We start from the raw sequence: 22,513 nt of genomic DNA on the forward strand, positions 1-22,513 counted from the left end.
TGACCTGCCCCTACCATGTACGCAGCGACAATTACGAGGCCTTCACGAGCCTCGCGGCCAGCCTCATCACCCTCAACCAGATCAAACGGTTCTGTTAGGCGCTCTAAGCTTCCGACTTTGCGCTGGATCAAGGACTCCTGCGGGGCCGGGGCTAGGGTTCGTCCAACGAAACCGAGGACGCTTCCATGCCGGCACTCCAGAACATCAAGAACGTCATCGTGGGCCTGACCGAGGAAGGTCAGCAGGGCGAGACAAGTGACGCCATCGGCTACGCCCTGTCGCTGTCCGTCGCCGCCGGGGCGCACCTCACCGTGCAGGCCGCTTCGCGTCGCATCGTCATGACCAGCGCCCTCGCCGGCGGGTTCGGACAGGGCCTCGTCTCCGAGGAGAACGGGCGGACCGCCGGCCTGAGCCAGGCGGTGGCTGAGAAGGTCCGTGGCGACGCCGCGAGCGCCGGTGTCGCGTGCACCGTTGATAGCCCGCAACTGACGCATCCGGACATCCTCGCCACGTTCGCGGCCAAGGCCCGGTTGCACGACCTCACCATCCTGGATGCCGAGGAGCGCACCATCGACCTCGACCGGGAGCTGATCGAGGCGGCCCTGTTCAACAGCGGCCGCCCCGTCATCGTCGTCCCCGCCGGCCACAACGCCTTTGCCGGCCGGCGCATCGTCATCGCCTGGGACGGCGGCGCGCATGCGGCCCGGGCCGTCAACGACGCGCTCCCGTTCCTGCTCGCGGCCGACGCCGTCGAGATCATCTCGGTCGTCGGCGAGAAAGAGCTTTCGAGGTCGGTCGCGGGCGCCGAGCTCGCTCCGCACCTCGCCCGCCACGGCATCGCCGTGACCGTGGACGACCTGCCGGTGCGTCCGGACGGCGACGTCGCCGAGACCCTCCGCGACGCGGCCATCCGCTACCGCGCGGACATGATGGTCATGGGCGCCTATCGCCACGGCCCCATCCGGCAGTGGCTCTTCGGCGGGCTCACCCAAACGCTGATGACGGCGTGTCCGATCCCCCTCTTCCTCGCGCACTAAGTGCCGACGAAACCAGCCGACCTCCGAGAAGGAAAACCATGAGACCGATCCTGAAGCACCTCGCCGTGGCGGCGGCCCTCGCGTTGTCCGCCCTCGCCATGCCGGTATCCGCCGATGCCCAGGGCCTGCCCGGCGGCATGCGCCGCGGCGCGGCCGAGGGCGACCGCGTCGGCGGCCCCATTGGGGGCATCGTCGGCGGTGCGGTCGGTGGCGCCGTCGGCACCGTCAACGGCGCGCTCGGCATCGACCCGGGCCGTCGCGGCTACCGCAGTGGCCTGCGCTCGCGGCACCACCACCGCCATCACCAGCACCGCCACGACCGTCGCCATCGGTGACGGTGCGCGTCGCTTACTTCGACCCTGAGATCCCGGAGACCATCATGACCGTCGACAAGACCTTGCAGACCAACGTCATCGCCGAGCTCGGCTGGGAGCCGAGCGTGACCGCCGCCCATATCGGCGTGACCGCCAAGGACGGCGTCGTGACCCTGACCGGTCACGTCCAGAACTACATGGAAAAGCATGCCGCCGAGAAGGCCGCCGGACGCGTCAAGGGCGTTCGGGCCGTGGCCGAGGAGATCGAGGTCCGGCTGCCCCACCATGCCAAGCGCAACGACGACGAGATCGCCGCGGCCGTGGTCCAGCGCCTGGACTGGAATGTCTCGGTTCCGGACGAGACCGTTAAGGTGACGGTCGAGAAGGGCTGGGTCACCCTCACCGGCGAGGTCGAGTGGCAGTTCCAGAAGGCCGCGGCGGAGCATGACATCCGCGGGATGCTCGGCGTCGTCGGCATTGCCAACAACGTCACCATCAAGCCGCGCCCCAACGCGACCGACATCGGCGCCGACATCACGCATGCCCTGCATCGGAGCTGGTACGACCCGAAGACCATCGAGGTCAGCGCGGTCGGCGGCGTCGTCCACCTTAGCGGCACGGTTCACACCTGGTACGACCGCCAGATGGCCGGATGGACGGCCTGGGGCGCCCCCGGCGCGACGACGGTCGACAACGACATCCGCGTCGTCTGAGCGACCTGCGAACCTCCCACGCCACCGCACCGGGCAGACCGCCCGGTGCGGAGTCCGTCAGGAACCCCTTGCGATGATCAATGCCCGGATCCACGGCCACGACCGGACGCTCCTCGGCCGGATCTTCCATCACCCGACCAGCAACAATCTGGAATGGCGCGAGGTGGTCGCCTTCGTCGGCCGGATCGGGAGCGCCGAGGAGAAGGGCGACGACAAGTGGGGCTTCACGCTGGCCGGCCGGACGGCCACCTTCCTCCGTCCGCGGGACAAGGACATGGACCCGCGCGAGGTCGAGCGCCTGCGCCACCTGATGCAGGATGCCGGGCTGTCGCCCTACTCGACCGAAATTCTTGAGGCCTCGCCGGTCCCGGCCGATAGCGATGCCCTCATCGTCGTCGACCACCACGAGGCGCGGATCTATCGCCTCGATCCCGAGACGGTTGGCGGCGAGACCGAGACCACTCTGCGCCCCTACGACCCCAAGGGCTACATCCATCATCTCTCCCACAAGGAGGACGGCAACTATCGCGGGCAGCGCGCGTCCGAGGACCTCGGCTACTACGACCGCATCGCCGAGGCCGTCGCACGAGCGCCGCGCGTGGCCATCGTCGGCCACGGGACCGGCAAGTCCAGCGCGATGGCCGTCCTCTCGGAACGACTGCACGAGCGTCATCCGGGAACCGAGATCCGCGTCGTTGCTACCGCGACCGTCGACCTGTCGGCCGCCACCGACGGTCAGTTGCTCGCGCTTGGTCGCGAGATGCTGGCCCTGGACGGCCGGTGATGGCCGCTCCCGTATCCGCCCTACCCGATGGCGACTTGACCCTGGCCGAGGCGACCGCGATGGTCGGCCACGCCATCGAGGAGGCCCGTCGCCTCGGGGTCGTCGTCAGCGTGGCGGTGTGCGGCCCCCAGGGTCGCCTCGTTGCCTTCTCGAAGATGGACGGTGCCGGCTGCATGACCGCGCGCGGGGCCATCGGAAAGGCCGTGGCCTCGGCGATCTCGGGCGAGCCGAGCGAGATTATGCCCCCGCCCGGGGACGACCTCTACTGTTCCGTCGTCGAGGGCGAGGGTACCGCGGCGTTCCACGAGCGCGGCGGCATACCCCTGAGGCGGGATGGTATCCTGATCGGCGCAGTCGGCGTCTACGGCGAGGCGACCCTGGTACAGGACCTCGCCTGCGCGACCGCCGGAGCCACCGCATGGAGAGGGGCGCGGGGATCGGGTACGCGACCGGGTTTAGCTTTTGCGTGACGGAAACTCTGATGTCGGTAGCGATGCCACTGGGTCTGCTCGCGACCCAACGTTGCCGTGCCGAAAGCGCGCCTCCATCCCTGAGAGCGGACATTGGTCGGTAGTGGAAAAAGCTGCGTTGCGTTCTGAATTATCGGCTTTAGACGTCGCCGTGTCGCCTTAGGGTCGGTTGACGTCCGACTTCTGCACCTGCGTGTCACACCAATCGAGACGACGCTCATCGGCGGATCGCAAGGCGAGCTGAGCGACTGGAGCCCCTACGTCACGATCCACCAAGCGAGATCGGTGCTCGTTCGACCGATACAGGTGAGCCTCGCCCCACTGCCGGAGGGCGACGATGACGAGGAAGAGGCCACGCCCCTTCTCCGTCAGGACATATTCCCGGTAGGCGCTCCCGTCTGAGGCGGGCGCGGTCTCCAGAATGCCTCGCTCGGTCAGGTCGCGAAGGCGGGTCGCCAGCATACCCTTGGCGATCCCCAGACCACTTTGGAACTCACTAAAACGCCTCACGCCGTCAAAGGCATCACGAATGATCAGGAGCGACCACCAGTCGCCGATGACATCGAGGGCGCGTGCAACCGGGCATCCGGCGTCCCAGAGGCTGACCCTTTTCGCCACGACCATGCATTCCCGCTTCAACCTGGTCTCGATTTAGAACTAGAATTCTCCAACCGCAAGTGGTCTCAAGATGGAACCAGATCGGATCTTATAAAGGAAGCGCCATGCCGCTTGAAAAAGGAGAACGGACCTTCCTCGAACGGGAGGGACGATTGCCCAAGACGACGATCCTGATTTTCGCCGTCGCTGCCGGCTTGAGCGTCGCGAACATCTACTATGCCCAGCCCCTACTCGATGCGATGGCGCAGGAGTTCGGAATTTCGCCTGCCGCGATTGGGCTCGTGGTGACCCTCACCCAGGTCGGCTATGGGCTGGGTTTGATCTTCATCGTACCGCTCGGCGATCTCGTCGACCGCCGTCGCCTCATCCTTTGCCAGGGGCTTCTGTCGGTGCTTGCGCTGGTAGCGGTGGCCACGGCCAGCACCGGAGCGATCCTGTTCGCAGGCATGGCAGCGGTTGGGCTGCTCGCTGTGGTGGTTCAGGTCCTGGTCGCATTCGCCGCTACGCTCGCGACACCGACCGAACGAGGTCGGGTGGTGGGTACGGTTACGAGCGGTATCGTGATCGGCATCCTCGCGGCGCGTTTCGCGGCTGGGATATTGGCCGATCTCGGTGGTTGGCGAGCGGTCTATCTGGTCTCCGCCGGTTTGTCGCTCGCCCTCCTCGGCCTACTCGTGCGCGTCCTGCCGCGGCAGCGGATCTCGGTCAGCACGGGTGGCTATGCCGCCGCACTCCGATCCGTCCCCATCCTGTTCCTCAGCGAACCGGTATTGCTGGTTCGCGGTGTTCTCGCGCTTCTGATATTCGCGTCGTTCAGTACATTCTGGACCGCGATGGTGCTGCCGCTCAGCGTCCCGCCCTTCTCCTACTCCCACACTTGGATAGGACTGTTCGGCCTTGTCGGCTTAGCGGGAGCGATGGCTGCGACGGGGGCTGGCCGACTGGCGGACCGGGGCCATGGTCAATGGGCGACGGGAGCGTCTCTCATGCTCCTGCTCGGGTCATGGGCGCTGATCGCGCTGCTCCCAATCTCAATCCCGGCTTTGCTTCTTGGCGTCCTTCTGCTCGATCTCGCCGTGCAGGCCGTACACGTCACCAATCAGAGCCTCATCATTGCCCTGCGTCCCGAAGCCAGCAGCCGCCTCATCGGCGGCTACATGGTGTTCTACTCGGTGGGCAGCGCCATCGGTGCTTTTGCTGCGACTTCGATCTATGCCCAGGCCGGTTGGTTCAGCGTCTCGGTGCTTGGAGCGATGTTTAGCGCCGCTGCCCTACTGGTTTGGGTGTGCACTCTGAGATCGGTGCAGACGTGCCGCACTTAGGTCGGTAACCCAACCGGAACGGCAGCGCATTCTGCATCTCAATCGGAGACCTGCCGGTCCGTTTCCCACCCATAACGGGCGTTCGACCCGTGTACGTCACGACCGACGAACGTGGGACACCCTGAAGGTCCGCATGGTGTCGTCGTCGCGGATCGAGACGTACTCGCCCTTGATGAAACGGTGGCTGCCCAGCCGGTAGCCCGGCTCGTCGTCGTCGGTCGTCCTGTCGTCGTAGTCGATCAGCCAGGTGCCACCGCCAAAACCACCTTGCCGGTGGACCAGGCGCCCGTCGCGGTTCGGCTCCCCGAGCCAGAAGCGTCGGACGCGACAATGGACTCGCTGCTCAAGCCAAAGGGCGGGATCGAGCTGTCCGTCGGCGTCGAGGGGTGCGTCGATCTCGTAGCCGCGGTCGACGCTTCCATCGGGAAAATCCGGGCCGCGGGCGAGGGTCAGGGTGACGTGGGGAAGCATGGCGTTCTCCATTGGCGAGGGTACGCGCCCTCGTGGGGTCAGAGGACCTCGTGGACCGGTCGTCCCGTCCGTTCGAACGCGTCGATGTTGGACGCGGTGGTCTCGGCGATGGCCGTCATCGCCTCGACCGTGAAAAAGCCCTGGTGCCCGGTGACGAGCACGTTTGAGAACATCAGCAGGCGCTCAAAGACGTCGTCGCGGATCACCGCGTCGGACTTGTCCTCGAAGAAAAGCTCTTCCTCCTCCTCGTAGACGTCGAGGCCGAGGTGCCCGATCCGACCTTCCTTCAGCCCGGCGGCGACGGCCTTGGTGTCGATGATGGCGCCGCGGCTCGTGTTGATCAGCATCACGCCGCGCTTCATGACGCCTATCGCGGCCGCATCGATGAGGTGCCGCGTCTCGCGCGTCAGCGGGCAGTGCAGGGATATGATATCCGAGGTGGCGAGCAGGTCCTGCAGCGGGCGATAGACAACGCCCATGGCCTCGCAGGCCGGGCTTGGCTCGACGTCGTATCCCAGGACCTTGCAGCCGAAGCCCAGCATGATCCTGGCGACGCCGAGGCCGATCCGGCCGGTCCCGACGATTCCCACCGTCCTGCCGTGCAGGTTGAACCCGAGCAGACCGTCGAGGGCGAAATTGCCGTCTCGCACCCGGGCGTAGGCGCGGTGGATGTGCCGGTCGAGCGACAGCATCAGCGCCACCGCGTGTTCCGAGACGGCCTCGGGCGAATAGGCCGGAACCCGGGCAACGAGGATGCCCTGGCGCTTGGCGGCGGCGAGGTCCACGTTGTTGAAGCCCGCCGACCGCAGGACGACGAGGCGCACACCGAGTTGCGCGAACACATCGAGGGCGGCGGTATCGACCGCGTCGTTGACGAACGCACAGACCACCTGGGCCTTGCCGGCAAGGATCGCCGTGGTCGGATCGAGCCGCGCATCGATGTAGGTCAGGGCGTGACGCCCCGCGACGGCCGCGTCGAGGAAGCGCCGGTCGTACGGCTTGGTGCTGAAGACCGCGACATCCATGGGGTCATCCTTGGGCTTGAGGGCGTTCCGGGAAAGGGCACCTGCGTCGGGCCGCTCAGGCAGGCGCCAGGGTCGGGACGAAAGGCTTCGTGCCGTCCTGCGCGAGGGGGCCTTGCTCCGCCGTGCCGGTCTCCCGAAGGAACAGTGCGAGGATCAGGGCCAGGACGACGCCGCCCACCAGGGGCAGGAAGGCGGTCTGGAAGTCGGACAGGGTCAACGGAACGCTCTGCCGTGGCAGCATCAGGTGCGAGATGAAGGGCGACATGATCCCCGTCGTCACGAAGACGAGGAAGTTCATCACCCCGGCCGCCGTACCCTTCACCTGGGACGGGTTGGTCTCCTTCATCATCGAGAAGGGAATCATGGCCGCGCCTGACGCGATGCCGAGGACCAGGGCCACCGAGTAGCGCGGCAGCGTTCCGACAGGCACGTAGATGGCAGTCAGGCCGGCCGCGAGCATCAGCAGGGCGCCGCCCAGCAGCACCGGCTTGCGGCGGCCGAGCCTGTCAGACACGTATCCGAGGAGCGGGCAGCCGATGACCCAGCCGATGGGCACCATGGCCGCGTCCGACGCGGCGTCCGCCATCGAGAGGTTCTCGCCGGCGTGGAGGAACGAGGTGGCCCATACCAGGGCGCCGATGGTGGTGGGCAGGAACAGAAGTCCCCCGACGATGCCGGCGAGCCAGCTCTGCGGATTACCGAAGATAACCTTGAACGGATGGAGCAGGCCGGAGAGCGAGAGCTCCGCGTGGTGGCTCGGGCTGTCGCCGGTCTCGCGGGGCATCACGAACCAGGTTGCGAGAGCGAGCGCGAAGCCCATCGCGGCGAAGGCGACCCACACGTGCTGCCAGGGGACGTTGAAGCCGCCGGCCGGGTCGATGGCCATGTGGACGGGCTTGGATCCGAACGCTGCGCCGGCCATGCCCAGGCATTGCGTGAGGCCGATGAACAGCGCCAGCATGCGTGTCGGCAGGTAGCGGGCCGCAACGTAGGACGAACCGACGAAGGCGAAGATCGCCCCGGTCGCCTGTAGGACGAAGCCGGCCATGCCGGCCGCCTCGCTGCCCTGCGCGAAGACGAGGCAGCCGAGGCCGACCACGGCGATCCCGTACGGAATGGTTCGGTGGGCACCGTACCGGTCCAGCAGGACACCCGCGACCAGGGCCATCACCGCGTAGGCGACGTAGTAGGCCGAGATCATCGTGCCGATGTGGTTGGCGCCCCAGGCCGAGGTCAGTTCCGCCTGCATCACCCCAGGCGCCGAACGCACCGCATACTGGAAGAAGTAGAAGACCGCGCACAGCAGCCAGGAAAGGAGGAACAGGAGCTTGAGCTCTGCCGGCGGCGATGGATCGGATCGTCCACTCGCAGGTGGAGCCGCCAGTGGGCCTTTTGGATCGCCCGTGGCGATTGCCGCATCCACCATCTCAAGATCTTCCAGCGTTCGAGGTCGGCCCGCGGTTTCGTGATGCCCGCACGGAACGAAGGGTCATCGGTGTCCATCCGCGACACCGGGAGCCCCCGACGAGGGGACGCGTCCCGCGAGGGACCGGGGGGACGGGAAGACCCTAGATCGGGGCTTGGGACGACGCTTTGCGCTGGATCAAGGATACCGCCCGCCTGCCCACCCTAAGCTCGTTCCTTGCCGGCACCTCGATGGGCGGACCTCGCTCGCGACCGTGATCGGCCCACGTGGAGCGGGTGACATGGGCGGGAGTCAACGAAGGTCTTCAGGGGCCGGGAACGACGTCGGGGGCATGCTCGACGGCATCTCGGCCGTACTGGGGGCGCTCGTCGTCCTGACGCCCTTCCTCTTCATCCACACGGGGAACTTCCCCGCCATGCTGAGCGCGACCGGATGCGGTCTCGCCGTCATGGGCCTGGCCTTCCTCGACGGGCCCGAGCCGGCGCCGGGGACGCGGTGGGGATCGGGCATACTGGGCGCATGGGTGGCGGTCTCACCCTGGTTCCTGCAACGCGCCCTTGTGCCACCGGACGCCGTCATCGCCTCGCCGCTGGCAGAGCCGGCCGTCTCGATGCTGGTCGTCCTCGGTCTTGCCATTGTGGTGACCGCCGGGCTCGACATCATGCGAACGGTCGTAGAATCTCAACTCACGAATTCCCAGGATCGAAGCGATCCCGTCGTCCCGGATACCGCCTCCGTGACGCCGTTCCGCCTAGTGGCGCAGCGAGAAGCACCGACCCAAGACCGCTTTTCCCCAATCGGCGGCGATTAGAGCCGTCGGACACCTCGTCCGTTTCAGGAAGCAAGCTCGGTGATCTTCCGAGAGGCCTCACGGACCCCATCGGCGATCCGGTCCTGGACGTGGTCCGGCTCCCGGCGGATCGCCACGGCGAGATGACCGAGCGTCCGGCGCATGCCGCTCATCCGGTCGACGAGATCGAGGATGAGGACGATGCCTTCCTCGTTCACGCCGAAGTCCCTTTCGAGATCCTGTATGAGTTGCGCTCGACCGAGGTCGATCTCGCGAAAGGTCATGCGCCCCTCGGTCTCGTTCGGGATGACCCAGCCGGTGTCGATCCACGCGTGCAGGACATCGGTCTCCACGCTGGCGCGGACCTGAAACTCACGCATCTCCATCATAGCGTCTCCTCGGCTTGCCGGGTCTCATGAGGCTTCGTGGTCCCCCACCGGGATACGAAGTCCTGCAACTCCGCATCCGGCTCGGACGGCAGGGTCAGTCGCAGGGTGACGTACTCGTCGCCGGAGGCACCGCCACGGACCATGCCCTTGCCCTTCAGACGGAGCACAGCGCCGGCGTTGCTCCACTTCGGAACGGTCATGGAAACCGGGCCGGACGGGGTCGGAACGCTGACCCTGCCGCCGAGGACTGCATCGCGAAGCGACAAGGGCAGGTCGATGTGGATGTCGTCCCCCTTGAGCTTGAAGAGCGAATGAGGACGGACCTCGACCTCGATCAGGGCGTCGCCTGGCAGCCCTTTCCCGATGCCGGAGCCGCCCTTGCCGCGCAGGCGCAGCGTTTGCCCCGTCCGCGTTCCGGGCGGGATCGTGACGTCAAGGGCTTGGCTGTCCGGGAGGGTGAGCGTGCGCTTGCCGCCGTTGAACGCCTCCAGGAAGTCGAGCTCCAGCCGGTAGCGGGCATCCGCACCGGCCCGGTTGGGATCGGCACGCCCGGCGCGACCGAACATCTGCGCGAAGATGTCCTCGCCGCCGAAATCCCCGAACCCTTGTTCGCCACCATAAGGATGACCCGCGTCCCGTTCTGCCTGCTCGCGATAGTACGGCTGCCGCGGGCGCTCGCTTCCGGACGCGTCGATCTCGCCACGGTCGAACTGGGCGCGCTTGGCGGGGTCGTTCAGCAGGTCGTAGGCAGTCGCCACCGCCTTGAAGCCTTCCTCGGCCTTTTTGTTGCCGGGGTTCAGGTCGGGATGCAGCTTCTTGGCGAGCTTCCGGTAGGCCGTGCGCAGGTCCGCCTCGGAGACGTCCCGCGTCACGCCGAGAACCTTGTACGGATCTTCGCTCAATGCGGATTCCTCCGGGTCGGGATGGTCGCGGGGCCGATAAGGACGGTGTCGGCGCTACGCGCCGACACGAGATCGTACCCTGGCGACAACCACGCGCGCCGGTCGCAACAGGCGGTCGTGGAGGGTGAAGCCTTCCTCCATGACGTCGATCACGGTCCCCGGCGCCTGGGTGGCATCCTCGACCTCCTGCATCGCCTCGTGCGCCTTCGGATCGAAGCGCGTGCCAAGGGCGGGTATCCGGCGGACGCCGAAGCGTTCGAGGGCGGAGGTCAGCATCCGTTCGGTCGCCCCGACGCCTTCGAGCAAGGACGCATGGGCCGCAGGCCCGGCACCTGCGCCCGTGGCCGCCGCGATGGCCCTGTGCAGGTTATCGGCGACGGGCAGGAGCTCGCGCGCCAGATCCTGGACGGCGAACTTCCTGGCGTCCTCGATGCCGCGCTCGCCGCGTCGCCGAACGTTCTCGGTTTCGGCGAGCGCCCGCATCAGGCGGTCCTGAAGGGAGGCGTTCTCGGCCTGGAGGGCGGCGAGATCCGCGACCTCCCCGTCAGGGGGCATGGTGTCGTTCATGCTTTCGGTCATCAAACAGTCCTCCCCCGACAATGGACCACTCATGCCGCCGGCCTGTGGCGGGTGTCGTCGCCCGGGGCGTCCTGGAACTCGGCATCGACGATCTCCGGATCGGCGGACGGGCCCTTGGCAGCCAGTCCGGTCTCGCCCAGGCGCGAGGCCGCCAGGGTCAGGCGTTCGGTCGCCGTCCTGATACGCGCGAGGTCACCGGCCTGAATCGCCTCCCTCGCCGCTGTAAGGCTCGTTTCGACTTCGGCCTTCACGTCGGCGGGAACGTTGCCCCCCGCCTCCTTGAGGCTCTTCTCGGTCGTGTAGATCGCGACGTCTGCATGGTTGCCGGCCTCGACCAGCTCCTTGCGCACCTTGTCGGCGCCCGCATGGGTCTCGGCCTCGCGAACGAGGCGCTGGATCGCCGCTTCGTCGAGACCGCCCGAGGCCTCGATCCGGATTGTCTGCTCCTTCCCGCTGGCCTTGTCCTTGGCCGAGACGTTGACGATGCCGTTGGCGTCGATGTCGAAGGTCACCTCGATCTGCGGCTGGCCCCGTGGCGCCGGCGGGATGCCGACGAGGTCGAACTGGCCGAGCATCTTGTTGTCGGCGGCCATCTCGCGCTCGCCCTGGAACACCCGGATCGTCACTGCCGGCTGGCTATCGGCTGCGGTGGAGAAGGTCTGGCTGCGCTTAGTCGGGATCGTGGTGTTGCGCTCGATCAGCCGGGTCAGCACCCCGCCCAGGGTCTCGATGCCGAGCGAGAGCGGGGTGACGTCGAGGAGCAGCACGTCGCTGACGTCGCCCTGGAGCACGCCGGCCTGGATCGCGGCACCGATGGCCACGACCTCGTCCGGGTTCACGCCCTTGTGCGGCTCACGTCCGAACAGGGCCTGCACGGTCTGCTGCACCTTCGGCATCCGGGTCTGGCCGCCGACGAGGACGACCTCGTCGATCTGCGACACGTCGAGGTTCGCGTCCTTGAACGCCGCCTTGCAGGGCGCCGTCGTCCGCTCGACCAAGTCGGCGACGAGGGCTTCGAGCTTCGCGCGGCTGAGCTTGATCGCGAGGTGCTTCGGCCCGTTCTGGTCGGCCGTGACGAAGGGCAGGTTCACCTCGGTCTGGGAGGCCGAGGACAGCTCGATCTTGGCCTTCTCGGCAGCGTCCTTGAGGCGCTGCAGGGCGAGCCGGTCCTTGCGCAGGTCGATGCCGCTCTCCTTGCGGAACTCCTCCACGAGGTAGTCGACGATGCGGTTGTCGAAGTCCTCTCCGCCGAGGAAGGTGTCGCCGTTGGTGGACTTCACCTCGAACACGCCGTCGCCGATTTCAAGGAACGAGACGTCGAAGGTGCCGCCGCCGAGGTCGTAGACGCCGACCTTGCCGTTGCCCTTCTTGTCGAGACCGCAGGCCAGCGCCGCGGCCGTGGGCTCGTTGATCATCCGGAGCACCTCCAGGCCGGCGATGCGGCCGGCGTCCTTGGTGGCCTGGCGCTGCGCGTCGTTGAAGTAGGCCGGCACGGTGATGACGGCCTTGGTCACCTTCTCGCCGAGGAAGGCCTCCGCGGTCTCCTTCATCTTCGTCAGGATGTAGGCGCTGATCTGGCTCGGGCTGTAGGTCTTGCCCTTCACCTCGACCCAGGCGTCGCCGTTGGGGCCGGGCACGATGTTGTAGCCGACCATGGCCTTGTCCTTCTCGGTCAGCGGATCGTCGTAGCGACGGCCGATCAGGCGCTTGATCGCCGAAATGGTGTTCTCGGGGTTGGTGATGCTCTGGCGCTTGGCCGGCTGCCCGACGAGGACCTCGCCGTTCTCCGTGAAGGCGACGATGGACGGCGTGGTCCGCGCGCCTTCCGCGTTCTCGATGACCTGCGCCTTCGCCCCGTCGAGGACGGCGACGCAGGAGTTCGTGGTGCCGAGGTCGATGCCGATGGCCTTGGACATGATGGTCTCCGAGATGTGGTTGGTGAGGATCGTGGCTGTCGGCGTGCATCGCCGGCGTCGAAGGTCGCGATGAGTCAGCTTCGAGGGGTGGTCGACGGAAAGCCCGGGCCGGGCTGTCGAGGCGTCCCATCCGGCGGGACGCGGCGGGCGTTCAGGGATGCCGGAGCCTTCGGGACCCGGCTCGTCGTGCGGGGTCCCGTCAGGCCCGCCCCGCCATCGTCGTCCCAGGTCTCGCGTTGGAGCTCGTCGATGGCCGTCGTGGGCGCGGGCTTCGGGTTCATGACCGACCTTTCCGGGATGGTGCGGGGCGGTTCGGCTCCGCCGCGACAGCGGTCAGCGCGGCGGAGCCGAACCGCCGCCGGGCGACTTGGGCGACCCGGGCGCCGTCGCCTCGGGGCCGGCAGGGATGGCCACGGTCCCTGTCGTGTCCGGAACGGTCTGGCGACAACTGCAATCGACGATCAGGTCGCCGGGCGCGGCGCCGCCTTTTGGATCTGCCGCATCGGCCGCATCCGGCGCCGTATTGCGGCAGGTGCAGTCCAGGGCCTCGACCCGGGCCGACGGGGCGTCCTTCACCGTGCCGGGATTGTTCGCGATGTTCACGTCGTCGTTCGGGAGGGTGGCCTGGGCGTAGCCGGCATCGGTCATGGCCAAGGCGAACACGGCGGAAAGGAGCAGAACGGAAAGATGCATCGGAGATTTCCTTCGCCCGATGTCGTGCCCAGGGCTCGAATACATCGCCGAACGTCTATGCGCCCCATCCCGAGCGGTGGCTTTGTCTTGGATCAAAGACGCGATGGTCCCTTGGAATAGGCTCGGCGGACCCTTCGTAGACGCCCACAGGCAAGACACCGCATGGACCATGCAGACCCCATCGCCCGCCCTGACCGGAAAGCCTTCCTCATCGGGGGCGGCATCGCTTCCCTGGCCGCGGCGGCTTTTCTCATCCGCGACGGCGACGTGCCCGGGTGCAACATCACCTTGATCGAGGAGACTGGCGTCCTCGGCGGCAGCCTCGACGGGTCGGGCGATCCGACGGACGGCTACGTCCTGCGCGGAGGGCGTATGCTGGAGAGCAAATACCTCTGCACCTTCGACCTGTTCGGCTCGATCCCGACGCTCGATGGTACCCAGACGGTGACCCAGGAGACCTTCGCTTGGAACGAGACGCTGAAGACCTCGTCGAAGGCGCGCCTCGTCAGCGACGGGGAACGGCTGACGGCGCCTCGGTTCGGCTTGAGCGAGGGACACATCCTCACCATCGAGCGCCTCGCCATCCTTCCGGAATCCGTGCTTGGGAAATCCACCATCGCCGAGCAGTTCGACCCGTCGTTCTTCGAGACGAACTTCTGGTTCATGTGGTGCACGACCTTCGCTTTCCAGCCTTGGCACGGGGCGGTCGAGTTCAGGCGCTACCTCGTCCGGTTCGCCCACATGGTCTCGGGCTTCAACCGCCTGCACGGCATCATGCGGACGGTGTACAACCAGTACGATTCCATGGTGCTGCCGCTGCGCAAGTGGCTCGACGAGCGCGGCGTCGTCTTCACGTTCGACACCCGGGTGACCGACCTGGGGCTCGTCGGACAGGAGGGCGGGAAGAGCGTCTCGCGCATCCTGACAGACCACTTCGGGAAAGCGGGCGAGATCCGGGTCCGTGAGGGCGACATTGTATTGGTGACCTTGGGCTCGATGACCGAGGGCTCGACGCTGGGCGGCATGGACAGCGTCCCCGCCCTCAAGGGAAAGACGGACGGCGGTGCCTGGACGCTCTGGGAGAACCTCGCAAGGGACCGCCCCGCGTTCGGACGCCCCGAGGTCTTCACCGACCACATCGACCAGTCCAAGTGGGTCTCCTTCACCACCACCCTGCATGACCCAACGTTCCTGCGCATGGTCCGCGACTACACCGGCAACGTTCCCGGCGAGGGCGGCCTCGTCACCTTCCCGCACTCGAACTGGCTGGCCTCCATCGTCATCCCGTTCCAGCCGCACTTTATCGGACAGCCGAAGGACGTCGGGGTGTTCTGGGGCTATGGCCTCGCCGTCGACGAGCCCGGCAACTTCGTGAGGAAGCCGATGTCGGCCTGCACCGGGCGGGAGATCATGACCGAGATCCTCGGCCACCTGCGCATCGAGACGGAGGCGGCCGGCATCCTCGACAAGGCCATCTGCATCCCCTGCATGATGCCGTTCATCACGAGCCAGTTCCTGCCGCGCGAGCCCGGCGACCGGCCGCAGGTGATCCCGAAGGGCACGACGAACCTCGGCCTCATGGGCCAGTTCTGCGAGTTGCCCGACGACGTGGTGTTCACGGTCGAATACTCGATCCGCTCCGCCCAGGCCGCCGTCTACGGACTGCTCGGCCTCGAACGCGAGCCGCCCGCCGTCTACCAGGGCAAGTTCGATCCCCGCGTCCTGTTCAAGGCTTACCGGGCGCTGCACGACCTGCAGGATGCATGACGTCCGAAGGCAAGTTGGGCGCTCCCGTCGGGGGCGCCCAAACCGTCAGGCCAGCTTCGAGGTGCCGTCGGACAAACCCCAGGCCCGTTGCTCGTATCCGCCCGATTCATGGATCTCCGGCGGATGGGGATCGACCGGACCGGGGGAGAACGGGCCGAGGTCATCCGGGATCACGAGGTCCTCGGAAGCGCGAAGGACCGGAACGCCATGCGTGGCCATCACCGCAAGCTGCGACCCCGTGCCGGTGCCGTTCTCGGCGGCCATCTCGTTAGCGAGACGCTCGACCACGTCGAGGGCGCTCCCGATCCTGTCGGCTTGCATGCAGACCTCGTCCTCGTCGATCAGGCAGGCGCCGTCCCCCGTCCACCAGCGCCCGTCATCGATCAGGCGGAGCAGACCGGCGAGACGGTCTTGCTGCTTCATCAGGGCCTCGACGGCGCGGGGACAGGTCATCTCGTGTTCCTTTTCGCCTTTGGCCGAACGCGGGGCGTCGACCGTGCAGGCGTGTCGGTCACCGTAGATGCCGGCCCGGTACGATCCTTGCGCTGGATCAAGGACCACATCGGTGCCGCTCCCTAGGTTGGCCGGATGCCGGGACATCCCCTTGGACATGGACGGCGATCATCGCCACCCCGGGGGCATGGGTGCCGAGCGGTTCATCGCATCGTTACGGAGATCCCCATGTCCAGCGACACCAGCCTGCAGCACCGCGTCACGGCCGAACTCATCTGGGACCCGGCGGTGACCTCCTCGGAGATCGGTGTAACAGCCAAGGACGGCATCGTTTCCCTGTCCGGGCAGGTCGAGACGTATGACGAGAAGATGGCTGCCGAGGCCGCCGCCCGTCGCGTCTACGGCGTCAAGGCCATCGTCATGGAGATCGAGGTCGACGTGCCACTCTCCTTCAAGCGATCCGACGTGGACATCGCGACGACCGCCGTCGCGCGCCTCGCCTGGAACGTGGCCGTGCCGCCGGACTGCGTCTCCGTGAAGGTCTCAAAGGGTGTCATCACCCTGACGGGCGAGGTCGACCACCATTTCCAGTTCGAGGCCGCCGAGCGGGAGTTGCGTCATCTCTGCGGCGTGGTGGCGGTCAATAACCTCATCACCGTGCGGTCCCAGGTCGACGTGGCGGCCGTCAGCGACAGGATCAGCGAGGCGCTAGATCGCTCGTGGCTGTTCGACCCGAAGACCGTGACCGTCACCGCCGATGGGGGGACCGTCTATCTTGGAGGGACCGTGCGCAGCATGCAGGAGCGCCGCGAGGCGTTGGGCGCGGCCTGGGCGTCTCCCGGCACCACGGCGGTCGTGAACAGCATCGGCGTCGTGTGAACGAAGCGACGTTCGGGCCTGGCACTCCAGGCCCGGCCCGGGCTTTCCGAAGACCAGAGGCAAACCGACCGTGACCAAGAGCCATCGCGAGCACGGCCATTCCACCGGCGCCGAAGCACCCGGGAACCGATGCGCCCCGATGGGCACTTCGTGAGGAGCGGGTCCCGATACGATTTCCGTTGCTGACCCCGGTATCCGAGGGGATGGGTCCGATGCCGCTCGACACGCTGGCCCGATCACTGGTCCATATCGCGATTGCCGCGGGCGGACCCGTGGCCTCCGTTTATTCCCAGGGATGCCCCACGTGGTGGAAGGCGGACGGGTCCCCTGTCACCGAGGCCGATCTCGCGGCCGAACGCCTGATCCTGCAAAGGCTCGCCGCGGCGTTCCCGGGAATCCCGGTGGTCGCGGAAGAGAGCGTCGCGGCCGGGCACAGATCCGAGCTCGGCCCGCGCTTCCTCCTCGTCGACCCCCTGGACGGGACCCGTGAGTTCATCGCGCAGCGCAACGAGTTCACGGTCAACGTCGCCATGATCGAGGATGGCAGGCCCATCGCCGGTGCCATCTACGCCCCCCTGCTCGGGCAGGCATGGTTCGGCGGGACATCGAGTTACACGGTCCCGGCCCCGCCCGGTTCGGAGGCCGCCGACCTGACCGGCGCCCGTCGCATCGGGGTTCGCGCGCCGCCCGACGCGGGCCTCGTCGCACTGGTAAGCCGCTCGCACGCGGATCCCATGACCGAGGCCTACCTGTCGCGCCTGCCGCTGGCTGAGAGCCGTCCGATGGGGTCTTCCCTCAAGTTTTGCCGCATCGCCGAGGGCATGGCGGACGTATATCCCGGGTTGGGCGGCATCCGGGAATGGGACATCGCGGCGGGGCATGCCATCCTGCAGGCGGCCGGCGGGACCATGACGGCGCCGGACGGGGCGCCACTGCGCTACGGCGACCAGACCAAGGACTATCGGCTGCCCGGGTTCCTCGCCTCAGGCGGGTTCAACCTCCCGGCTTCCGATCCTGCCGTTGCCGCGTGAGGGAGAGGACGCCAGGATCGCGTCCCTAGTCATCGTCGGTTTTGCCTCCGCGGCGAGATGCTGCCAATCGATGTCCCCGCAATCGCGCCGGACCTGATCCATGAGCACCTCGGCGGTCGCGTCCGACGGGTCGTCCCGCCTGTCGGCGATCCGGGATGCCAGCAGTCCGGTGGTGGGCGCCTCAAGCCAGACGCCCTGGAACGCGACACCGGATTTCGCGGCCGTCGCCTCGATGGACGCGCGCTCGGAAGGCCGGTCGAACACAGCATCGGCAACGACCGCACACCCGGAGGACAAGGCTTGGCATGCCTCGTCCCGGAGGGAGGCGTAGACCGTTGCGGACACCTCCGGCAGATAGGCGGACGGAGGTAAGCGCGTCTCGGCCGAAACGCCGAAGGCATCCTTGCGGATGCGGTCGCTGTTGAGGACACGGGCGCCGGGCGGCGAACCGAGATGGGACGCAACGCAGGCCGCAACGGTCGACTTGCCTGATCCGCTGAGGCCCCCGACCGCGAGCAGCGTCGCGTCCGAACCCGCCAGCAGCGACAGGGCGAAGTCGTGATACGCGCGCGCCTCGACGAGCGTTCTCGCGGCTTTGCCTGGAGGTTGACCACCCGCCTGGGCCGCCGTGACATGGGCACGGATCGCGGCGCGGATTGCCATGAGGAAGGGCAACGCTCCGATGCTGGAAGCCTCGTCCGTCTCGTCGAGGTAGCGATTGAACAGAAGATTGGCGAGGTCGCCCTTGTCGCGGTGCCAGAGATCCATAAGCAGGAAGGCGAGGTCGTAGAGGACGTCGATGGTCGCGATGGCGTCGTCGAACTCGATGCAGTCGAACAGGGTCGGTACGTCGTCGACGAGACAGATGTTGCGCAGGATGAGATCGCCGTGACAGTGGCGCACCTTACCGGTCAGACGCCGATTCTCCAGCATGGGAGCATGCCGTTCGAAGGCGCTTCGGAAGGCGGCGCGAAGGGCGTCCGCCGCCTCCTCCGAGACCAGCGCCACCGCGCGTAGCGAGCGGTCGTTCATGTCCAGGACCGCGGCGATGCCGGCCGCCCCGCCATGATCGAGACTGACCGCCGCGTCGCGATGGAACTCCACGATGCGATGCGCAAGGTCGGTGATCAGGGCCGGGGTGAGCGCATCGCGCTGCGCCATGTCGTCGAGAAGGTCGTGCTGCGCGAAACGGCGCATTTCCACGACCGCGTCGACGAGGGGGCCGGTGCCGTCGAAGGCCAGCCGCCCGTCGGCCTCCCGCGTGATCCGGCGGACCCCGAGGTAGAGTTCGGGCGCGGTGCGACGGTTCAGGACGAGTTCGGCCTCGCAGAAGGCCAACCGGCGCTCGGCGGTCGAGAAATCCAGATAGGGAAAGCGAACGGGTCGCTTGAGCTTGAATGCACGGTCGCCGGCCATGAGGACGGTCGAGATGTGCGTCGTGATGGTGTCGACCGGAAGCCCCAGGAGGGCGGCCTCGCCTTTCAGGAAAGCGACGGTCTCGGCCTGATCCTCCACGGTCATGGGCGCGCCACCGCGGTCGGTGGTGTCACGAGCGGCTCCGATCCAGAGCCCCGGACCGGGGTCCGCAACCGGCTGCTCGCCGTCGTGTCGATGAAGCGGTCACGCAACCAGCTCATCCAGGCCATTGAAAGCTCCCTCGTCATTCCTGGGCCTCGCTCGGGTCAATGGGACATCAGGCAACAGATCGGGCTGTGGTCGAGGAGGTTGCGCGTGACCCCGCCGAAGAACCATTCGCGTAGGCGGCTGTACCCGAAGGCCCCGCTGACGATCAGGTCCGCCCCGAAGCCCTCGGTAGCATCGAGGAGGGTTTCGGCCGTGCCTCCCCCGTTCGACGCCTTGAGGATTCCCGCGGCCTTCACTCCGTGTAAGCCGAGATAGGCCACCACGTCGTCCAACTCGGTCCGGTCGCCGTCGTCCGTGACCTGAACGACCTGGACCGCCTCGGCGAGCTTCAGGAACGGCATCGCGTCCGAGATCGCCCTGCGGCTCTGCATTGTGTTCTTCCAGGCCACGACCACGCGGGACGCCGACAGCCGTTCCACGCCCCGCGGGACCACGAGCACGGGCTTGCCCACGGCCATCAGCGCGTTGCCTGGGCTCACCGCGGCCACGAGGTGCGGCCGGTCGTTCGTCCCCTGACGCCCGACGACGACGATGTCGGCCGCCCGCGATTGCTCCGCGAGGAAGGTGACGGTCTCCATGAGTTCGGAACGCCACTCGGTCTGCTCGGCCGGTTCGGCCGCGAGGCGGAACGCCTCCTCCGCCGACTTGAGCTCATCGAGGGCCTTTTGGCGGATCTCCTCGACCCCGTATCCGGTCGGTACCGAGGTCTCGCCGAACCCCCGCGGGTAATCCGGCCCCCAGGCCGCGACGCCTATGAGACGTGCATCGAGCCTTCGCGCCAGATGCGCCGCGAGCGTCACGCGTGGCGCCGCCTGCTCCCCTGGGTCAACGGCGACGATGATGCTGGCGTACGACATGGCAGGCCTCCGACGACGAAAGGGAGACCATGCCCGGGCATCGAAGGGCCATCGTTGATCCAGCGCAAACACGTACCCAAACGTAGCGAGAATCGGCGACACCGAGGTGTCGCACGCGGACCGTGTCTCCCGTTTCGCGGGGGAGTGGATCGGCGACACCGCGTTTGCGCTGGGTCAAAGACGTCTCCGCCCCGAACGGGCATTCCAAGCGTCCCGTATCCAATCGAGGCACGCCATACATGACCTTCGCAAGCATCATGGTGTCCATCGACCTCGCCGGTGACGCAGGCGCCCGGACATCCATCGCGGTCCATCTCGCGGACGCTCTCGATGGCCGCACGATAGGCGTCGCCGCGCAGATGCCGGACCATGTCACGGCGCAGGTCGGACCGATGGGCGCCTCCGCGTTCCTACCGGGACTGACCGAACGGGCCGTCCTCGAAGGGCTCGCCCGAGCGCAGGACCTGTTCCGCGTGGCGGTCGGAAGCCGGAGCCGGGTCTCGTGGCGCTCCGCCGTCGAGCCCGGCCTGGCCTTCCTGACGGACCAGGCCCGGGCGGCCGACCTCATCGTCGTCGGACGGGGAGACGAGGACGGGGCGACCGGGTGCATCCGCCCACTCGACCCTGCCTCCGTCGTCCTCGCCGCGGGACGGCCAGTGCTCGTCGTGCCGCCCGGCATCGACCACCTCGAACTCCGACGCCCGATGGTGGCGTGGAAGGACACGCGGGAGGCCCGTCGCGCGGTCATGGACGCCTTGCCGATCCTGCGCCTGGCGGGCCGGGTCGACGTCGTGGCGGTCACGCCCACGGACCAGGCCACCGGAGCTGCGGACGTGGCCGCCTACCTCTCATCGCACGACATCGATGCAACGTCTTCTGAGTACCTGACCGAGGGGGCGAGCGACGCGGAGACACTGCTCGACCTCGCATCCGAGTACGCGTCGGACCTGATCGTCATGGGAGCCTACGGGCACGGCCGAGTGCGGGAAATGATTCTCGGCGGCGTCACCCGGGATGTCCTGCGGTACTCCCCCGTCTGCAGCTTCCTGAGCCACTGATGAGCGACAGCGCCCCCGCGACCGGCCCGATCCCCCCATCTGCCCCGGCAATGCCCGTCGCCACCGGGAAGCCACCCGTCGACGGCGCGGTCACCCACCTCGCCCGCCAATTGATGGAGGCCGGATTGGAAGGATTGTCCGAGCGTGAGCGGCGGGTGATCCTCCACATCGCCAAGCGGTGCCACGTGTCCCGGGACGTGAACCGCGTCCTCGTCGAGCATCAGACTTTCGGCGAGCGTCTCGCGGATCGCGTCGCCCAGTTGGGCGGATCCTGGGGCTTCATCCTCGTTTTCACGGGAATGCTCGGCGCATGGGTCGTGGTGAACACCGTCATCCTCGGCCGGGCCGACGGCTTCGACCCCTATCCGTACATCTTCCTCAACCTGATCCTGTCGATGGTCGCTGCGCTCCAGGCCCCGGTGATCCTCATGTCCCAGAACCGCCAGGCGGCCCGGGACCGGCTCGCGGCCGGCCTCGACTACGAGATCAACCTCAAGGCCGAGGTCGAGATCATGGCCCTGCACGAGAAGCTCGACCGCATCCGCATGGAAAGCCTCGAAGGCATGCTGGAGGCCCAATCGGTGCGGATCGAGGTCATCGCCAAGGCGGTTGGCATCCACTCGATGAAGTCCGTCCCGGACTGACGGGCCGCATCCCTACGAGAAGGCGCCGTGCCTCGTGGGTTGGACAGAGGAACCGGACCGACGATCCTCAGCGGATGCCGATGCGTCGTCACGAGCCCGTCGGCGGCCCGGACCCGCGGGCATGCCGGTAATCTTCAAGGATCTCGCTTGCGAGCGCTCGGCGCTGAAGGTCCTCAAGCTCGGGGAGGATGTCGTTGTCCGAGGCGTCGTGCGCCGAGACCAGCCAGACCCCGTCGGCCGCCGTCTCGAACGTGACCAGGGACTTCGGCCGGACGTACTGGTCCTGAGAGTCGATGCAGGGGTGGCACGGCATGGTCGATCCTCCGGTATCGCCAACGGGTCGAGGCGGTGGTGCCTCGACCCGCAGAGGGTGAGCTGATGCCCCGTCTCGTCATTTCGCGGATTTGGTGGACCCGGTGACGATGTCCTCGTCGGTGAAGCGGATCATTCCCCCGGCGATCACGAGCTTGTCGCCCTTTTCCACTGAGCGGCCGTATCAGGAACCCGTGACGCGAAGCTCGCAGCCTTCCTTGCACTCGATCTCGGCCGAGGCCCCCGCCGCCAGTTTCTGGGTCGCCTGGGCCTCGCCCTTGTCCACCATGAGGGTGTGTTCGCCCTTGTCCTGGTTGGTCACGGTGATCGCGAGCGCCGGGGTCGCGACCAGCATCGTACAGGCCAGGAAAGCAGCCGTGATTGGGGTATGTCTCATGTCTTGTCTCCGTCCGTTGGCG

27 protein-coding genes and 1 pseudogene are annotated in these 22,513 nt (G+C 67.3%); 13 read left to right on the forward strand and 15 right to left on the reverse strand.

Going from position 1 to position 22,513, the window contains the following annotated elements; all coding sequences use genetic code 11:
- The 6 genes and pseudogenes from MBTS_RS09810 to MBTS_RS09835 all read left to right on the forward strand — a co-directional run.
- Positions 1–98 (forward strand): annotated as a pseudogene (locus tag MBTS_RS09810) (IS5/IS1182 family transposase); the annotation flags it as partial.
- Positions 99–185: 87 nt separating this feature from the next.
- Positions 186–1,037 (forward strand): universal stress protein, encoded by an 852-nt coding sequence (locus MBTS_RS09815; protein WP_147833583.1) that lies wholly within the window; start codon positions 186–188, stop codon positions 1,035–1,037.
- A gap of 38 nt (positions 1,038–1,075) precedes the next feature.
- Positions 1,076–1,372, forward strand: a complete 297-nt coding sequence (locus tag MBTS_RS09820) for a hypothetical protein (RefSeq protein WP_373321244.1) — start codon at positions 1,076–1,078, stop codon at positions 1,370–1,372.
- Positions 1,373–1,416: 44 nt separating this feature from the next.
- Positions 1,417–2,064 carry a BON domain-containing protein gene (locus MBTS_RS09825; protein ID WP_147830667.1) on the forward strand — a complete coding sequence of 216 codons (648 nt, stop codon included), beginning with the start codon at positions 1,417–1,419 and terminating at the stop codon, positions 2,062–2,064.
- A 73-nt stretch (positions 2,065–2,137) separates the two neighbouring features.
- A complete protein-coding gene (locus MBTS_RS09830) occupies positions 2,138–2,848 on the forward strand; it encodes a hypothetical protein (RefSeq protein ID WP_147830665.1) in 711 nt (236 codons plus the stop codon).
- Positions 2,848–3,318 (forward strand): GlcG/HbpS family heme-binding protein, encoded by a 471-nt coding sequence (locus tag MBTS_RS09835; protein WP_147830663.1) that lies wholly within the window; start codon positions 2,848–2,850, stop codon positions 3,316–3,318. Before MBTS_RS09830 ends, MBTS_RS09835 begins: the two co-directional genes overlap by 1 nt.
- 159 nt (positions 3,319–3,477) lie before the next feature.
- On the opposite strand, the gene MBTS_RS09840 is transcribed toward MBTS_RS09835, so the two are convergent.
- Positions 3,478–3,936, reverse strand: a complete 459-nt coding sequence (locus MBTS_RS09840; RefSeq protein ID WP_373321245.1) for a winged helix-turn-helix transcriptional regulator — start codon at positions 3,934–3,936, stop codon at positions 3,478–3,480.
- 104 nt (positions 3,937–4,040) lie between these two features.
- On the opposite strand from MBTS_RS09840, the gene MBTS_RS09845 reads away from it, so the two are divergent.
- The gene (locus MBTS_RS09845; protein ID WP_147830659.1) at positions 4,041–5,258 is read left to right on the forward strand and encodes an MFS transporter; all 1,218 of its coding nucleotides are present in this window, start codon (positions 4,041–4,043) and stop codon (positions 5,256–5,258) included.
- A gap of 96 nt (positions 5,259–5,354) precedes the next feature.
- On the opposite strand, the gene MBTS_RS09850 is transcribed toward MBTS_RS09845, so the two are convergent.
- Genes MBTS_RS09850 through MBTS_RS09860 form a run of 3 tightly spaced genes read right to left on the reverse strand, consistent with a single transcriptional unit; the run spans position 5,355 to position 8,180 of the window.
- The gene (locus MBTS_RS09850; protein WP_147830658.1) at positions 5,355–5,729 is read right to left on the reverse strand and encodes a hypothetical protein; all 375 of its coding nucleotides are present in this window, start codon (positions 5,727–5,729) and stop codon (positions 5,355–5,357) included.
- Between the two features lie 38 nt (positions 5,730–5,767).
- Entirely contained in the window at positions 5,768–6,754 is a 987-nt protein-coding gene (locus tag MBTS_RS09855; protein WP_147830656.1) for a 2-hydroxyacid dehydrogenase, read from the reverse strand.
- Between the two features lie 55 nt (positions 6,755–6,809).
- Entirely contained in the window at positions 6,810–8,180 is a 1,371-nt protein-coding gene (locus MBTS_RS09860; protein WP_147830654.1) for an MFS transporter, read from the reverse strand.
- A gap of 331 nt (positions 8,181–8,511) precedes the next feature.
- Between MBTS_RS09860 and MBTS_RS09865 the strand changes: the two genes are divergently transcribed.
- Positions 8,512–8,991, forward strand: a complete 480-nt coding sequence (locus MBTS_RS09865; protein ID WP_147830652.1) for an SPW repeat domain-containing protein — start codon at positions 8,512–8,514, stop codon at positions 8,989–8,991.
- A gap of 23 nt (positions 8,992–9,014) precedes the next feature.
- Here MBTS_RS09865 and MBTS_RS09870 read toward each other — a convergent pair whose 3' ends face one another.
- The 6 genes from MBTS_RS09870 to MBTS_RS09895 form a co-directional block, all read right to left on the reverse strand.
- The gene (locus tag MBTS_RS09870) at positions 9,015–9,359 is read right to left on the reverse strand and encodes a chaperone modulator CbpM (protein WP_147830651.1); all 345 of its coding nucleotides are present in this window, start codon (positions 9,357–9,359) and stop codon (positions 9,015–9,017) included.
- Entirely contained in the window at positions 9,356–10,261 is a 906-nt protein-coding gene (locus tag MBTS_RS09875; RefSeq protein ID WP_147830649.1) for a DnaJ C-terminal domain-containing protein, read from the reverse strand. The genes MBTS_RS09870 and MBTS_RS09875 overlap by 4 nt, the downstream gene beginning before the upstream one ends.
- Before the next feature lie 54 nt (positions 10,262–10,315).
- On the reverse strand, positions 10,316–10,840 hold the full coding sequence (locus MBTS_RS09880; RefSeq protein WP_238253740.1) for a nucleotide exchange factor GrpE: 525 nt from the start codon (positions 10,838–10,840) through the stop codon (positions 10,316–10,318).
- A 29-nt stretch (positions 10,841–10,869) separates the two neighbouring features.
- Complete coding sequence (gene dnaK / locus MBTS_RS09885) at positions 10,870–12,756, reverse strand: molecular chaperone DnaK (RefSeq protein WP_147830645.1); 1,887 nt, start codon at positions 12,754–12,756, stop codon at positions 10,870–10,872.
- A 74-nt stretch (positions 12,757–12,830) separates the two neighbouring features.
- Positions 12,831–13,037 carry a hypothetical protein gene (locus tag MBTS_RS09890; RefSeq protein ID WP_147830643.1) on the reverse strand — a complete coding sequence of 69 codons (207 nt, stop codon included), beginning with the start codon at positions 13,035–13,037 and terminating at the stop codon, positions 12,831–12,833.
- Positions 13,038–13,089: 52 nt separating this feature from the next.
- Entirely contained in the window at positions 13,090–13,449 is a 360-nt protein-coding gene (locus MBTS_RS09895) for a hypothetical protein (RefSeq protein WP_147830641.1), read from the reverse strand.
- A gap of 162 nt (positions 13,450–13,611) precedes the next feature.
- Here MBTS_RS09895 and MBTS_RS09900 point away from each other — a divergent pair, with 162 nt between their 5' ends.
- Entirely contained in the window at positions 13,612–15,216 is a 1,605-nt protein-coding gene (locus MBTS_RS09900) for an oleate hydratase (RefSeq protein ID WP_147830639.1), read from the forward strand.
- 45 nt (positions 15,217–15,261) lie between these two features.
- Here MBTS_RS09900 and MBTS_RS09905 read toward each other — a convergent pair whose 3' ends face one another.
- Positions 15,262–15,669, reverse strand: coding sequence for a hypothetical protein (locus MBTS_RS09905; RefSeq protein WP_147830637.1), 408 nt, complete (start codon positions 15,667–15,669; stop codon positions 15,262–15,264).
- A gap of 228 nt (positions 15,670–15,897) precedes the next feature.
- On the opposite strand from MBTS_RS09905, the gene MBTS_RS09910 reads away from it, so the two are divergent.
- Together MBTS_RS09910 and cysQ are read left to right on the forward strand one after the other, a co-directional pair.
- Positions 15,898–16,548, forward strand: a complete 651-nt coding sequence (locus MBTS_RS09910; protein ID WP_147830635.1) for a BON domain-containing protein — start codon at positions 15,898–15,900, stop codon at positions 16,546–16,548.
- A gap of 212 nt (positions 16,549–16,760) precedes the next feature.
- On the forward strand, positions 16,761–17,579 hold the full coding sequence (gene cysQ / locus MBTS_RS09915; protein WP_147830633.1) for a 3'(2'),5'-bisphosphate nucleotidase CysQ: 819 nt from the start codon (positions 16,761–16,763) through the stop codon (positions 17,577–17,579).
- Here cysQ and MBTS_RS09920 read toward each other — a convergent pair.
- Both MBTS_RS09920 and MBTS_RS09925 read right to left on the reverse strand, forming a co-directional pair.
- Positions 17,532–19,100 (reverse strand): bifunctional aminoglycoside phosphotransferase/ATP-binding protein, encoded by a 1,569-nt coding sequence (locus MBTS_RS09920; RefSeq protein ID WP_147830631.1) that lies wholly within the window; start codon positions 19,098–19,100, stop codon positions 17,532–17,534. The genes cysQ and MBTS_RS09920 overlap by 48 nt on opposite strands.
- A 161-nt stretch (positions 19,101–19,261) precedes the next feature.
- Complete coding sequence (locus tag MBTS_RS09925) at positions 19,262–20,080, reverse strand: universal stress protein (RefSeq protein ID WP_147830629.1); 819 nt, start codon at positions 20,078–20,080, stop codon at positions 19,262–19,264.
- Between the two features lie 239 nt (positions 20,081–20,319).
- Here MBTS_RS09925 and MBTS_RS09930 point away from each other — a divergent pair, with 239 nt between their 5' ends.
- Both MBTS_RS09930 and MBTS_RS09935 read left to right on the forward strand, forming a co-directional pair.
- Positions 20,320–21,138, forward strand: a complete 819-nt coding sequence (locus MBTS_RS09930; protein WP_147830627.1) for a universal stress protein — start codon at positions 20,320–20,322, stop codon at positions 21,136–21,138.
- Complete coding sequence (locus MBTS_RS09935; RefSeq protein ID WP_373321243.1) at positions 21,138–21,782, forward strand: DUF1003 domain-containing protein; 645 nt, start codon at positions 21,138–21,140, stop codon at positions 21,780–21,782. Before MBTS_RS09930 ends, MBTS_RS09935 begins: the two co-directional genes overlap by 1 nt.
- An 88-nt stretch (positions 21,783–21,870) precedes the next feature.
- Here the strand turns inward: MBTS_RS09935 and MBTS_RS09940 are convergent, their stop codons facing one another.
- Both MBTS_RS09940 and MBTS_RS09945 read right to left on the reverse strand, forming a co-directional pair.
- Entirely contained in the window at positions 21,871–22,095 is a 225-nt protein-coding gene (locus MBTS_RS09940; RefSeq protein ID WP_147830625.1) for a hypothetical protein, read from the reverse strand.
- 183 nt (positions 22,096–22,278) lie between these two features.
- Positions 22,279–22,491 (reverse strand): hypothetical protein, encoded by a 213-nt coding sequence (locus tag MBTS_RS09945; RefSeq protein ID WP_147830623.1) that lies wholly within the window; start codon positions 22,489–22,491, stop codon positions 22,279–22,281.
- Positions 22,492–22,513 lie beyond the last annotated feature (22 nt).

Source organism: Methylobacterium bullatum, from assembly GCF_014845095.1.
Taxonomy (GTDB): domain Bacteria; phylum Pseudomonadota; class Alphaproteobacteria; order Rhizobiales; family Beijerinckiaceae; genus Methylobacterium; species Methylobacterium bullatum.